We start from the raw sequence: 12,505 nt of genomic DNA, 5'->3' as shown, positions 1-12,505 counted from the left end.
ATGGCTTTGGATTTATTCGTCGTACTCATCTACGCCGCCGGCATGCTCGTGCTCGGCTATTACGGCATGCGCCGCGCCAGGACCCACGAAGACTACCTGGTGGCCGGTCGCAACCTGGGCCCGTCGCTGTACATGGGCACCATGGCCGCCACGGTACTGGGCGGTGCATCCACCGTCGGTACCGTGCGCCTGGGTTATGTGCATGGCATCTCCGGCTTCTGGCTGTGTGCGGCGTTGGGCATGGGGATCATCGCGCTGAACCTGTTCCTGGCCAAGCCGCTGCTCAAGCTGAAAATCTTCACCGTCACCCAGGTGCTGGAAAAACGCTACAACCCCATGGCCCGCCAGGCGAGTGCGGTGATCATGCTGGCCTATGCGCTGATGATCGGCGTGACCTCGATCCTGGCCATCGGCACCGTGCTGCAAGTGCTGTTCGGCCTGCCGTTCTGGATTTCGGTGTTGCTGGGCGGTGGTGTGGTGGTGGTCTACTCGACCATCGGCGGCATGTGGTCGCTGACCCTCACCGACATCGTGCAGTTCGTAATCAAGACCGTCGGCCTGATGTTTATCCTGCTGCCGATCTGCCTGTACCGCGTCGGCGGCTGGGATGAGCTGGTGGCCAAGCTGCCGGCATCGAGCTTCAGCTTCACCGCGATCGGCTGGGACACGATCATCACCTACTTCATGATCTACTTCTTCGGCATCCTGATCGGCCAGGACATCTGGCAGCGGGTGTTCACCGCCCGTGACGAAAAGGTCGCCAAGTACGCAGGCACTTTCGCCGGCTTCTACTGCATCCTTTACGGCCTCGCCTGTGCGCTGATCGGCATGGCGGCCCATGTGCTGATTCCGGACCTGGACAACGTCAACAACGCGTTCGCGGCCATCGTCAAAGTCTCGCTGCCGGACGGCATCCGCGGCCTGGTGATCGCGGCGGCACTGGCGGCGATGATGTCCACCGCCAGCGCCGGCTTGCTCGCCGCCTCCACCGTATTGACCGAAGACCTGCTGCCACGCCTGCGCGGCGGCAGACAATCGAGCCTGGCAATCAACCGCCTGTTCACGATGCTGACCGGTATCGTCGTGCTGGGCATCGCACTGGTGGTCAATGACGTGATCAGCGCCCTGACCCTGGCCTACAACCTGCTGGTGGGTGGCATGCTGATCCCGCTGATCGGCGCGATCTTCTGGAAGCGCGCGACCACGTCGGGGGCAATCACCTCCATGAGCCTGGGTTTTGTAACGGCGCTGGTGTTCATGTTCAAGGATGGCCTGGATGCGAACACGCCGATCTACTACAGCCTGGCAGTGGCGCTGGTGAGTTTTGTGCTGGTGAGTGTGTTGTCACACCGGCCCGAGGCGGAGGTGGTTCGGGCGGTGTAAGCAATAACGGGGAGTGGAGCGGTTTCTTCAGCGGGTGCGACGTCGGATGTCGCACCCGTTTTTTATCATGAGTACATTGTGGAAACTGCTGGCGCCTTAGTCTGGATGATTTCCTCGACCAAGGAGGCCCACACCAATCCCTGGGTGGTGCCCCCGGCATACGTTCCGCCGGCGGCAATGCGGTTGTAGGCGGAGCAATAAACTATCGACAGTCCATCAGGCTCCTCTCCTTCCATGGCCGTGACGACGAACTGTTCTCTGCTCAGTTCAGCAATGCGGGCCGGACTCAGATGCTGGGGCAGGAACCAAACCCCAGCGCGCCGCAAAAGCGCCTCTATCTCATCCATCAAATGCGCAATGCCCAGATCGTCGCCCGATGCGTCAATTGATGGATTGTCGGCCAGAAACTTTTCAAACAGCTCAATGCCTGCACGGTTGCACTCCACGGCCAGGTACTGGTTTCCAGGCGTCAGATAAGCGTTGTCCAGCGGCTTTGCAGTCGTCTCCGTGGCTGAAAGGTGGCGCATGTTCACCTGCTTATGACTGGCGCCATCGCTCTGCTGATGTCCTCCGTAGACCGAGACCTGATAATTGGCCAAGCGGAACATCACGGCTTGGAGCAGGCCGTTGATGCCTCGACCGATGATCGATACGCGCGGCGCGCCGGCATCTGCCTGTTGCGCGGGGATCATCAATGAGTGGGCAAGTTTGCGCCGGACCAGGCAGCGCAAGGCGGTCAGGCTCAGTTGAATCGAGACGGCATAGTCAAGGTCGCCATGGCAGGCTTCAGTCATTGCCGCCTGGGTTGTCAGGGTCGCCGGTTTGCGCCACTTGGAGACACTGCAGCCGAGTGCCTGCGCGCGCACCCGAAATGCATCCAGTGTCCCAGGCCCGTAGTCCAATACAAGCTGGATAGCTTCAGCCGTTGCCAGGGCCCGCAAAGCGTCATCGCTGAAGACATCCGGCTTGGCGACGCAGACCAGACGAGCCTGTCTGTGCAGGCACTGAATAAGGGCCCGATCAATGCGATGGGTGGACTCATCATTCAGGGATAAACAGATAGCGACGGCACGAGCCCCCTCCAGCACCTCGAACCAGTCCACGCCAAAGGACACTCGGCTGTCGGAATAGGCTCTGCCGAGAGTGTCCGGCCTCTGACCATGTCGATCCAATACCTTGATCCGAACCTCCGGATCTCGATCAAGCAACAACTTGACCAGCTCCCTGCCCACGTTGCCGTATCCCAGCACACAGATGTCGCGCGGCAGGGAGCCATCGGCCAGTGTCAGCCAGCGCGCCATATAGGCGGCGACATGTGGCGCGTTGACCCCCGGCGTATTGACTACGCGGATGTCGTTGGAGCCGCAAAGGTCCAGTCGCACCTTATCCAGGCTCGTACCTCTGCGGATCAAATGGAGGTCGCCAAACGGGTGGGATATGCGCCATTGAGCGATGACGTCTGCATCGATCGCCTGGTCCCCGACAATGATCGCCGATGGACTCAGGAGACCGATCTGTATGAGCAGATCGTGTTTGGTCAATGTCGGGGGAAAGAACACCACGTTACTGGGTGCGTGAGCTTTCCAGGCTCTCGACACCGGTGCGAGATGCAGGATATTTCCGGTTATGGCGATGAGTGACGCGGCGACTGGCGGAATGGAAGAGAGCCTCATAGCTGTGTCTCCAACACTTCTGACGGACTGATGCCTCGCAGAGAGCCCTTCAATAAAGGTGGGCGTTATTGGAAGGCCGTTGAGGAACTCAACCTACGCTCATGGTTTGAATTGAATAAGCCAGCCAATTCTGATGAACAAGTAGCCTGATTCCGACACGTGAAGGTCAGAGGCCTGACTGACCTGCATGGATTCGGACTACTCCCCCAAGCTACCGAGGGGCGAGTGAGTGTTATGGCGTGAGGGGGCTATCGCGCAGGCCCGAGGCAAGGGTGACTGGGGCGGCGGGAGGTAGGACTGGCGTTGGAAACGCTGTGTGGACGCTGCGACGTGGGATGTCACGCCCGCTGGTTTTGCCTGGCGCAAAATAAACGGTGGGAGCGGGCTTACTCGCCCCCACCTTTAATCCTGCTTCAGCCAGAGATTATCCGCGGCGAGGACGACGCTGCTCGTCATCGGTACGAATCGGCACCGGTTGCAGGGGTGGCTCGATCAAGCCCAATGCAACGCCAAGGTCGTGGAGCCAGTTCTGGATTTTCTCTTTCATGGTTTGCCCCCTTTGAGGGAAATGCTGGTCGGCGCAAGTTCTGTCGCCTTTTCCTACATTGATAGTAGCCCTAAGTCCTACGTATTGCTTGAATGAAACCACAACGAACTGTTACTGAATTGATGCAAATCCTGACGGATCGCTCAAGCAATCGCACGTGCGTCTTGCAGGACCTCGGCCCTGCCCTCTTGCTGCAGGTCGATCCATGCGTTGAGGTTAGCGCCGAGCATACCCTTTCGCCACATCAGCCAGGTCGTCGCAGTGGCAAATTGCCCTGTCAGCGGATGAACGGACACGCTGTCCTTACCTGGCAGGCTGTCGAGCATGGATTCGGACATCAGCGCCACCCCTGAACCGGCGATGACACAGGCGAGCATGCCTTGGTAAGACTCGATCTCAATCGCCCGCCCCATGGCGACGTGCTCGTGGGAAAACCAGGTTTCCAGGCGCGTGCGGTAGGCGCAACTGCGGCGAAAAGTGAACACCGAACGGCCAGCAACATCCTGTGGCCCGCGCACCGGTGGGTGGTCGGCTTCGCATATCAGCACCAGGCGTTCTTCGCACAGGGCCACACCGTCCAGGGAGGCAATCGTGATGGGCCCGTCCACAAATGCGGCGTCCAGGCGACCGGTGATCAACCCTTCGAGCAGTTCACCGCTGGGCGCCGACAGCACCTGGAGGTTCACCATCGGATACGCCTTGTGATAGCACGCCAGCAGCTTCGGCAAATGCACTGCTGCCGTGCTGTACATGCTGCCCAGTACAAAATTGCCGGCCGGTTGCCCGCCTTGCACGGCGCCATGGGCTTCATCATGCAGCGCCAGCAGACGGGTGCTGTAGTCCAGCAACACCTTGCCCGCCGGAGAAAGCTGCAAGCGCTGGCGCTCGCGCACGAACAATTCCACGCCAAGCTGTTCTTCCATCTGCTTGAGCCGGGTCGACAAGTTCGACGGCACTCGATGCAGGCGCTCGGCAGCGCGGGTGATGGAGCCCTCTTCCGCCACGGCCTGGAAGATGCGCAATTGACTGAACTCCATGGCTTTCTCCAAAACTGAACAAGTTACTCACTATTATTCATTTTTACAGAAAGTCAATCCGCTCTAGCCTGACGGTATTCGCTTACCCGCAGGACACCCGACCATGTCACCCCTCATCCGCTTACTCGCCAGCTTTATCGCCCTGATGATGGCCATGGGCATTGGCCGCTTCGCCCTTACCCCGCAAATGCCCCACTTGCTCAGTGAAGGCCAGATCGACCTGACCGACGCCGGACTGATCGCAGCGGCCAATTACCTGGGCTACTTCGTGGGCGCGGTGGATTCGATTTTTGCGCGCAGCCATCACCATGTGCGGGGTCGCCTGTATGGCGGGCTCTGGTTGTGCGTGCTGCTGACCCTGGCGTCGTACTGGGCCCAGGGTTTCTGGCCACACATGCTGTTGCGCTTCGGTACCGGCGTTGCAAGTGCCTGGGCATTGGTGATGATCACCAGCCTGAGCCAGCCGCTGGCGATTGCCGCCGGGCGTGCACGCCTCGGCGCCCTGGTGTTCGCCGGGCCGGGGCTGGGGATTGTGTTGACCGGGTTGCTGGCGCTGGGCTCCAACCTGTTGGGCCAAAGCTCTGCAACCTTGTGGCTGATCTATGCGGTAGTGGCGCTGGTGATGCTGCTGGCAATCTTGCCCTTCCTGCCACAGCCGTCCACCGTCACTGCGCCTGTTGCAAGCCACGCCGACACGGCCAGCAACGGCAGCATTACCCACCTGTGCTGGATCTACGTGTTGTTCGGCCTGGGCTACATCATTCCGGCGACCTTCCTGTCACAGATGGCCAGCGCGCAATTAAAGGGCGCCTGGCAGGCTGATCTGTTCTGGCCCTGCTTTGGTTTGGCCGCGGCGATTGGGGTAGTGGTCGCAAGCCTGCGTCCAAAGGACCCGGACACCACCCGCCGCTGGCTTATGACCACATTGTGGCTGCAGGCGGCCGGGGTATTCGCCTGCCTGCTGGGCAACGGTTGGGGCCTGGCGCTGGGGGTGTTGCTGTGCGGCGGGCCGTTCCTGGCCTGCATGCAGTTGGTGATGGCGCGCCTGCGGGACGTTGCGCCCCACGGCTATCAGCGCAACACCGGGCTGCTGACCGCCAGCTTTGCCATCGGCCAATTGAGCGGGCCGTTGCTGGCGTCGGTGAGCAGTCACCTGAGCGGTGGCCTGCAACCGGCGCTGGTGATTGCCGGTGCAGGCCTGTCAGTGGCGGGAGGGGTGTTGGTCAGCCGGCGACCAACGGTGCCGGCGCACGAACCTGCTCACGCCGCGCCAACACCAGGAAAAACAGCCCACCCAGGAAGCAGCCGGTGAACCAAGCAAAGTTAGCCATGCCCTGCAACGCCGGCGTGAAGGTGATCGCGACCCCCGCCAGCGTCGCGGGCACCAACGCCTTGACCGCCGTCCAGTTCACACCGCCGTCGAAGTAATAGCGCCCGCTCGGGCTGTCATCGAACAGCGCGTCCACGTCGATCTTCTGCTTTTTGATCAGGTAGAAGTCCACCAGCAGAATCCCGAACAGCGGGCCGATAAAGGCCGCGAGGATATCCAGGGTGTAGTGGATCATCAGCGGGTTATTGAACAGGTTCCACGGGGTGATGAAAATCGACGCCACCGCGGCGATCATGCCGCCGGCGCGCCAGCTGATTTTGCTCGGTGCGACGTTGGCGAAGTCGAACGCCGGGGACACGAAGTTGGCGACGATGTTGATGCCGATGGTGGCAGTCACAAATGCAAAAGCGCCCAGCAGCACCGCCATGCTGTTATCAATGCGCGAGACGGTAGCGATCGGGTCATGGAGCATTTCGCCAAACACCGGCAAGGTGCCCGAGACAATCACCACGGTCACCAGGGAAAACGCCAGGAAGTTCACCGGCAGGCCCCAGAAGTTGCCACGCCGCACGTCCTGCATGCTGCGGCAGTAACGGCTGAAATCACCGAAATTCAGGGTTGGCCCGGAAAAATACGACACCACCAGCGCCGTCGCCACGATCACTTGGCCGAACGCCTGCCAGCCCGACAGGGATTTTTCCGCCAGGGTAAAGCTGATATTTGCCCACCCTGCCTTCCAGACGATCCAGCCGGCCAGGGCAAACATCACCGCATAGACCACCGGCCCCGCCCAATCGATAAAGCGGCGGATGGACTCCATGCCGGCCCAGAACACGGCCGCCTGCAACACCCATAAACTGAGGAAACCAAACCAGCCCAGGTAAGACAGGCCTGCAAAATGCGGCTCTGCAAACACCGCCATCTGTGGGAAAAAGCGCAATACCACAATGATCAGGGCACTCGACGCCAGGTAGGTCTGAATCCCGTACCAAGCCACCGCAATCAAGCCCCGAATCACGGCGGGAATGTTCGCGCCGAACACGCCAAACGCCAGCCGGCAGATCACGGGATAGGGCACGGCGGCCTGCTGGCTGGGCTTGGCCACCAGGTTGGCAATCAATTGCACAATGCAAATGCCTGCCAGCAAGGCAATCAACACCTGCCAACTGGCCAGCCCCAGCGCAAACAGACTGGCGGCGAACACATAGCCACCCACGCTGTGCACGTCACTCATCCAGAAGGCAAAGATGTTGTACCAGGTCCACTTTTGCGGCAGCGGCCCCAGGTCCTGGTTGTACAGGCGGGGGCTGTAGCCTTTGGGCAATTGTTCGGTCATCGCGGGCTCCTCGTCATACCGGCCTGCGCTTCCGTCACGGGGTGCATACGGGAGGCGGCATGGTTTGTATACGAGACAGTCAGCAGAATACGTGCCAATAGCACACAATCCCTCTAAACCCGCGTTCCAAAGGGCTACACAGAGCTTTAGTAACGGGGACTGCGCTCAGCAACGGTGCAGATTAATCCTGTACACAATCACCGGTGCACCCGATGTGCACACAAGTACCCGACCGTGCAACAGGCCGCTGTGAGGAAGGTGCCCCAGGCCATGTCCATCACCGCCAACCCGCCGGACCAGCCTTGCAGCGTGGCCCAATTGCTCAGGTCATAGGTGCCGTAGGCCACCAGGCCCAGCAATGCACCCAGTCGCGCCGCGCGCTGCCAGCTGGCACTGGGCAAGACCACGAACAACACGCAACCGAGGACATACAGGAGATAGAACAGCACTGCGGGCAACAGGCGAGGCTGATCGAGCATCAGCGGGCCCAGCAGGGATTTGTAGGTCGGGCCCATGAGGACGCCAAGCCAGAGGCCGTCGAGGACCAGGAAGGCAAGCAAGGTGCCGAGGTAGGCAAAGACAGACTTCTTGGACATTGATGCAGCCTCTGTAGGAGCGAGCTTGCTCGCGAAAATATTCCAGGCGCATCACGCTGTCGGATGGACCTTTTTCGCGAGCAAGCTCGCTCCTACAGAAGAGCAAACCGCACTCAGCTTAGTTCAATGCGATCCGCGTGAATCACGATCTGGCCCTGCTTGTAGAGTGCACCAATGGCTTTCTTGAAGTTGCCCTTGCTCACGCCAAACAAGTTGCTGATCACCGCCGGGTCGCTCTTGTCGCTGACCGGCAAACTGCCGTTGTTTTCACGCAACTTGGCGAGGATCTTCGAGTTGAGGCTGGACGCCGCTTCCTGGCCGACCGGTTGCAGGCTCAGGCTGATGTTGCCATCGGCGCGGATCTCTTTGATAAAGCCTTTTTCTTCCTTGCCCGGGCGCAGGAACTTGAACACTTCGTTCTTGTGGATCAGGCCCCAGTGCTTGTTGTTGATGATCGCCTTGAAGCCCATGTCGGTGGCTTCGGCGACCAGCAGGTCGACTTCCTGGCCCACGACGTAGTTGGCCGGCGTCTTGTCCAGGTAGCGGTCGAGGCGCGCGGTCGCGGTAATACGCTTGGTGTGTTTGTCGAGGTAGACATGCACCACGCAGTATTCACCGGCGGTCAGCTGACGTTTCTCTTCCGAATACGGCAGCAACAGATCCTTTGGCAACCCCCAGTCGAGGAACACGCCAATGCTGTTGACTTCCACGACTTTCAAGCTGGCAAATTCGCCGACTTGAACTTTCGGTTTTTCGGTAGTGGCGATAAGTTTGTCATCGCTGTCCAGATAAATGAAAACGTTAAGCCAGTCTTCATCTTCACTGGGAATATCTTTGGGGATATACCGATTAGGCAAGAGGATTTCGCCATCTTGCGCCCCATCGAGGTACAAACCAAAGTTAGTGTGTTTAACCACTTGCAAGCTGTTGTAGCGCCCGACTAAAGCCATTTCCAATACCCTCATTGCGTGGGCGGCATTCTACCCGAGTTGCCCTCGCCGCGCGCGCGCGCCTGAAAAATCGCGGGTTTGCCTGGCGTTCCAGTGGCACCGCCCCGCTCGTCCGATCATTCGGCTGAATTTTGCCACGCCACCGGTGCTGGCTCAGCCCATGGTTTCGAGTTAAAACAGTAAGTTAGGGGCTAATATCAAAAATAAACTTTGGCTGTTCTCAGCTGCCGCTCTTATTCCCGGGGGATATTTACCAAGCAATTGTCAAGTATTTCCTGTACGATGCCTGGCCAAGTTAATTTTCTACAGGTTAGTGGCCGCCATGCGTGTAAAAGCATCCAACAGCAAAGCAAAGCCAGCTCCCGCCGTTGAAACCAGCGAATCGATCAACAGCCAGATTGCTGCTTTCCTCAAGTCCGGTGGCGAAATCCAGCAAATTGCCAAGGGCGTGAGCGGCCAGACTTTCGGCCCGTCCAAGCAGATCAGCCTGGGTAAAAAGTAATACCGCGCAGCACATCTGGTCCCTAAGCGTCTTGCCTTCAAGGCGCTAGGACTAGAGCCCGAAATACCCTCTCGCGTCACCTTCAGAACGTGCAAATCGACGAACGGGCCTCACCTCCTGGCATTCGCCGGTATGCTTGCACACGTCTAGCACGGGCATCTGCCCTATTTTTCCGTTACTGCTCCTCGCTTTTCATGGAGTGAAGCATGCTTAAACGCTGCATTTTCGTGGCCAGTATCCTGGCGGCCAGCCCTCTCGCCGAAGCGCAGATTTTCCAGCGTGAACTGGGCGACTTCGACCTGAAATTGGGCACCACCCCCAGCCGCAGCATGGCCCAGGGCCTGGTCAAGCCGACCTCGCCGGGCAGTGACTCGTTCCATGGCGGGCTGGACCTGAGCCATGACAGCGGCCTGTACTTCGGCCAGTTTTCGCCGAACATGGGCCTGTCCTCGGCCAGCACTCTCGAAGTCGATTCGTACATGGGGTTCAAGCACCCTTTCGACCAGACCCTGGGCTATGAAGTCGGCCTGATCCACTACAGCTACCCCAAGCTCAGCCCCCTCGACAGCCAGGAGTTCTACGGCGGTCTGAATCTACTCGGCAATCGTTTCGGCGCTTCCTTCAGCAACGACCCGGAACGCCAGGACAGCACGCTGTTCGCCGACCTCGGCGGTACCCAGCCCTTCGGCATCGGCGTCAGCATGAAATACACCACCCATCAGCTGGGCACGCCGGCTTCGGTAGAGGGCGGCACCATCAGCAGCTTCAGCGACTGGTCGGTACAGTTCTCCCGCGCCTGGAAAGGCATCGACCTGGACCTGATCTACAGCGACTCCAGCCTCAGCGGTGGCGATTGTTCGGCCTACTCCGGACACAATTCGCAATGCGATGGCCTGTTGACCCTGAAGGCGGTGCGGTCGTTTTATTGATGGGCTGAACTGTCGCGTGCGCCGCGGGTTCACATGCATTAACTCCCCTCTGCGCAAGGACACGCCCATGTTGCATCGGCTCAAACTGCTGGTGGTATTCCTGACCCTGAGCCTGGTGCTCGCCGGCTGCAACCGCGTGGGCCTGGCCTACCGCAACCTGGACGTGATCATCCCCTGGACCCTCAACGACTACCTGGACATGAACGCCGGGCAGAAGAGCTGGTTCAACGACAAGCTCAAGGACCACCTGGCCTGGCACTGCACCACACAATTGCCGGGTTACCTCGACTGGCTCGACCGCCTGCAAGCAATGGTCGAGAGCAACCAGGTCACCGATGCAGCGCTGCAAACCCGCACGGTTGAGGCCAAGCAGGCGATTGCCGAGGTGGCACGGGAAATCACCCCGTCGGCGATTGAATTGTTACAAGGGCTGGATGACCAGCAGGTCAACGACATGAACGATGCCCTGGCCAAGGACCTGCGCAAACGCCAGGACGAATACCTCAAGCCGCCGCTGGCCAAGCAGATCCAGGACCGCGCCGAGCGTATGAACAAGCGTCTGGATGCGTGGATGGGGCCACTGAGCGATAGCCAGAAGAACCGGGTCATGGCCTGGTCCATCAGCCTGGGCAAGCAAAATGAACAATGGATCGGCAACCGTGCCCACTGGCAGGCACAATTCATCGACGCCGTGCAGCAACGCCACAGCGCCGATTTCCCGCAGAAAATCCAGCAACTGCTGGTGGACCGCGAAAGCCTGTGGACACCGGAGTATCGCGCGGCGTATGCCCAGACCGAAGCCGCCGCGCGTAGCCTGATCGTCGACGTCATGGCCGACAGCAGCGTGCCGCAACGGCTGAAACTCACCCAGAAAATCGACAAGGTCCGCAGTGACTTCCAGGCGCTCAAATGCCTGAAAAGCGCGCAGTCCTAATTGGGCGCCAGGGTGCCCAACCAGGCTACCAGCGCGAGGATCAGCGCCCCTGCCCCCATCTCCAGCACCATGCTGCGCCGTAGCGCAGCCATGGCAGCGACATAATCACCGGTCGCCACGGACCGTTGCAGAAGCGGCGTCAGGTGGAAACGATTGAGCGCCGCCAGCCCCAGCATCAAGCCAAACAGTCCCAGCTTCAGGCACAACAGGATCGCGTAGACACCGCCGGTAAGGCCCTCCAGATTCAGCCCGACCACCAGCAGATAGTTGGCCACCCCGGTGCCGATCAGCACCGCGACAAATCCCGCTCCCACATGCTCGAACCCCTTCAGCGCCCTTGCCAGCACCCGAACGTGATAAGCATCGTGCAAAGACGTGCGCCTCGACAACAACCCGAACGCCGTCAACGCCCCGACCCAGCCGCCGGCCGCCAACAGATGCGCGCCGTCGCTGAGGATGTGCCACACACCCAGCGTGCCTTCATGCATCACGCCGTGCCCGGTCCACGCCAGCGTCACCAACGCGGCGGCGCCCGACAACGTGGCCAATGGCAGGCGAGTGCCAAGCGCAGCCACCACCAGCGCCGCCATCCGTAGCCACCACGTCAAGCCCAGGTCGGTCTGCCAGAGCATCATGTGCAGATGCGGCCACAGCGTCTGCCAATCCGTTGCGCCACTCATGGCCTGGGTCAGCGTCAACAGCGACGCCATCGACAGCACTATCCCGACGCCAGCCGTCAGCCGCAGCAGGCCCCTCAAATTCAGCAGCACGCGCTCCGGCGCCTTGAGCCCGTAAAGACCAAAGAGCCCCAGGCCAAACAACAGCATCAGGTCAAGATAGAGCGCAAAGCGCAGTGTGACTTGGGTCAATTCGCTCATGGCTGGACGCTGAACACCACGTTACCGGTAATCGGGTGCGTGTCGGATGACACTGCGCGCCAATCGACCCGGTAGGTGCCGGTAGCCAGTGCAGAGGCCGGCTTGATCAGCATCACCCTGGGGTCGGTGCTCGCCGCGACACTGGCCTTGATGGGCATCGGCGAATTGGGCATGCCGGGCATATCGGTCATGGTCAGCCTGGCCCCGGAAAACTGCGTCAGCAGGTTCTCCGAAAAGCGCAGTTCAATGACGGCCGGCGCGGCACCTTGGGCCCCGGCTGGAGGGAGGGAGGACAACAGTTTCGGATGGGCCGAGGCCGGCAGGCTGATCATCAATCCGACCCACAGCGCCCCCCCTGTTAACGCGGTTTTCAACATCGACATGCAAGGCTCCAGGCCGCTCAAGGCGGC

The 12,505-nt window shown here is 60.2% G+C and carries 13 protein-coding genes; 5 read left to right on the top strand and 8 right to left on the bottom strand.

The window, feature by feature from the left end; all coding sequences use genetic code 11:
* Positions 1 to 1,383 (top strand): sodium:solute symporter, encoded by a 1,383-nt coding sequence (locus tag V3W40_RS10305; RefSeq protein WP_330214982.1) that lies wholly within the window; start codon positions 1 to 3, stop codon positions 1,381 to 1,383.
* Between the two features lie 65 nt (positions 1,384 to 1,448).
* Here V3W40_RS10305 and V3W40_RS10300 read toward each other — a convergent pair whose 3' ends face one another.
* From V3W40_RS10300 to ptrR, 3 genes are all read right to left on the bottom strand, one after another.
* Positions 1,449 to 3,056 carry an NAD(P)-dependent oxidoreductase gene (locus tag V3W40_RS10300; RefSeq protein WP_330214981.1) on the bottom strand — a complete coding sequence of 536 codons (1,608 nt, stop codon included), beginning with the start codon at positions 3,054 to 3,056 and terminating at the stop codon, positions 1,449 to 1,451.
* Positions 3,057 to 3,480: 424 nt separating this feature from the next.
* Positions 3,481 to 3,603, bottom strand: a complete 123-nt coding sequence (locus V3W40_RS10295) for a PA1414 family protein (RefSeq protein ID WP_330214980.1) — start codon at positions 3,601 to 3,603, stop codon at positions 3,481 to 3,483.
* Positions 3,604 to 3,746: 143 nt separating this feature from the next.
* Complete coding sequence (ptrR, locus tag V3W40_RS10290; RefSeq protein WP_065924698.1) at positions 3,747 to 4,640, bottom strand: putrescine utilization regulator PtrR; 894 nt, start codon at positions 4,638 to 4,640, stop codon at positions 3,747 to 3,749.
* Between the two features lie 103 nt (positions 4,641 to 4,743).
* Between ptrR and V3W40_RS10285 the strand changes: the two genes are divergently transcribed.
* Entirely contained in the window at positions 4,744 to 5,952 is a 1,209-nt protein-coding gene (locus V3W40_RS10285; RefSeq protein WP_330214979.1) for an MFS transporter, read from the top strand.
* On the opposite strand, the gene V3W40_RS10280 is transcribed toward V3W40_RS10285, so the two are convergent.
* From V3W40_RS10280 to V3W40_RS10270, 3 genes are all read right to left on the bottom strand, one after another.
* A complete protein-coding gene (locus V3W40_RS10280; RefSeq protein ID WP_027603780.1) occupies positions 5,864 to 7,306 on the bottom strand; it encodes an NCS1 family nucleobase:cation symporter-1 in 1,443 nt (480 codons plus the stop codon). The genes V3W40_RS10285 and V3W40_RS10280 overlap by 89 nt on opposite strands.
* Positions 7,307 to 7,503: 197 nt before the next feature.
* Positions 7,504 to 7,902: a DUF2177 family protein gene (locus tag V3W40_RS10275; protein WP_330214978.1), complete on the bottom strand. Its 399-nt coding sequence runs from the start codon at positions 7,900 to 7,902 to the stop codon at positions 7,504 to 7,506.
* A 113-nt stretch (positions 7,903 to 8,015) separates the two neighbouring features.
* A complete protein-coding gene (locus V3W40_RS10270; protein WP_027603778.1) occupies positions 8,016 to 8,852 on the bottom strand; it encodes a CvfB family protein in 837 nt (278 codons plus the stop codon).
* A 322-nt stretch (positions 8,853 to 9,174) separates the two neighbouring features.
* On the opposite strand from V3W40_RS10270, the gene V3W40_RS10265 reads away from it, so the two are divergent.
* From V3W40_RS10265 to V3W40_RS10255, 3 genes are all read left to right on the top strand, one after another.
* A complete protein-coding gene (locus V3W40_RS10265) occupies positions 9,175 to 9,354 on the top strand; it encodes a hypothetical protein (protein ID WP_003193095.1) in 180 nt (59 codons plus the stop codon).
* A gap of 206 nt (positions 9,355 to 9,560) precedes the next feature.
* Positions 9,561 to 10,283, top strand: coding sequence for a TorF family putative porin (locus V3W40_RS10260; protein ID WP_330214977.1), 723 nt, complete (start codon positions 9,561 to 9,563; stop codon positions 10,281 to 10,283).
* Positions 10,284 to 10,350: 67 nt separating this feature from the next.
* Positions 10,351 to 11,217 (top strand): DUF6279 family lipoprotein, encoded by an 867-nt coding sequence (locus V3W40_RS10255; protein WP_315871620.1) that lies wholly within the window; start codon positions 10,351 to 10,353, stop codon positions 11,215 to 11,217.
* Here V3W40_RS10255 and copD read toward each other — a convergent pair.
* Complete coding sequence (gene copD, locus V3W40_RS10250; RefSeq protein WP_330214976.1) at positions 11,214 to 12,095, bottom strand: copper homeostasis membrane protein CopD; 882 nt, start codon at positions 12,093 to 12,095, stop codon at positions 11,214 to 11,216. The genes V3W40_RS10255 and copD overlap by 4 nt on opposite strands.
* Positions 12,092 to 12,478: a copper homeostasis periplasmic binding protein CopC gene (gene copC / locus V3W40_RS10245; RefSeq protein ID WP_027603774.1), complete on the bottom strand. Its 387-nt coding sequence runs from the start codon at positions 12,476 to 12,478 to the stop codon at positions 12,092 to 12,094. Before copC ends, copD begins: the two co-directional genes overlap by 4 nt.
* Positions 12,479 to 12,505 lie beyond the last annotated feature (27 nt).

Origin of the sequence: Pseudomonas sp. AM8 (assembly GCF_036346475.1) — a bacterium.
In the GTDB taxonomy this organism is placed as follows: Bacteria; Pseudomonadota; Gammaproteobacteria; order Pseudomonadales; family Pseudomonadaceae; genus Aquipseudomonas; species Aquipseudomonas marginalis.
Note: the sequence above shows the minus strand (reverse complement) of the source record. Positions and strands in the feature narration are given on the sequence as shown.

What these genes read in the sequence shown, in the direction of transcription:
- V3W40_RS10305 (WP_330214982.1), top strand. Translation starts at nt 1, where the DNA reads ATGGCTTTGGATTTATTCGTCGTACTCATCTACGCCGCCGGCATGCTC.
- V3W40_RS10300 (WP_330214981.1), bottom strand. Translation starts at nt 3,056, where the DNA reads ATGAGGCTCTCTTCCATTCCGCCAGTCGCCGCGTCACTCATCGCCATA.
- V3W40_RS10295 (WP_330214980.1), bottom strand. Translation starts at nt 3,603, where the DNA reads ATGAAAGAGAAAATCCAGAACTGGCTCCACGACCTTGGCGTTGCATTG.
- ptrR (WP_065924698.1), bottom strand. Translation starts at nt 4,640, where the DNA reads ATGGAGTTCAGTCAATTGCGCATCTTCCAGGCCGTGGCGGAAGAGGGC.
- V3W40_RS10285 (WP_330214979.1), top strand. Translation starts at nt 4,744, where the DNA reads ATGTCACCCCTCATCCGCTTACTCGCCAGCTTTATCGCCCTGATGATG.
- V3W40_RS10280 (WP_027603780.1), bottom strand. Translation starts at nt 7,306, where the DNA reads ATGACCGAACAATTGCCCAAAGGCTACAGCCCCCGCCTGTACAACCAG.
- V3W40_RS10275 (WP_330214978.1), bottom strand. Translation starts at nt 7,902, where the DNA reads ATGTCCAAGAAGTCTGTCTTTGCCTACCTCGGCACCTTGCTTGCCTTC.
- V3W40_RS10270 (WP_027603778.1), bottom strand. Translation starts at nt 8,852, where the DNA reads ATGGCTTTAGTCGGGCGCTACAACAGCTTGCAAGTGGTTAAACACACT.
- V3W40_RS10265 (WP_003193095.1), top strand. Translation starts at nt 9,175, where the DNA reads ATGCGTGTAAAAGCATCCAACAGCAAAGCAAAGCCAGCTCCCGCCGTT.
- V3W40_RS10260 (WP_330214977.1), top strand. Translation starts at nt 9,561, where the DNA reads ATGCTTAAACGCTGCATTTTCGTGGCCAGTATCCTGGCGGCCAGCCCT.
- V3W40_RS10255 (WP_315871620.1), top strand. Translation starts at nt 10,351, where the DNA reads ATGTTGCATCGGCTCAAACTGCTGGTGGTATTCCTGACCCTGAGCCTG.
- copD (WP_330214976.1), bottom strand. Translation starts at nt 12,095, where the DNA reads ATGAGCGAATTGACCCAAGTCACACTGCGCTTTGCGCTCTATCTTGAC.
- copC (WP_027603774.1), bottom strand. Translation starts at nt 12,478, where the DNA reads ATGTCGATGTTGAAAACCGCGTTAACAGGGGGGGCGCTGTGGGTCGGA.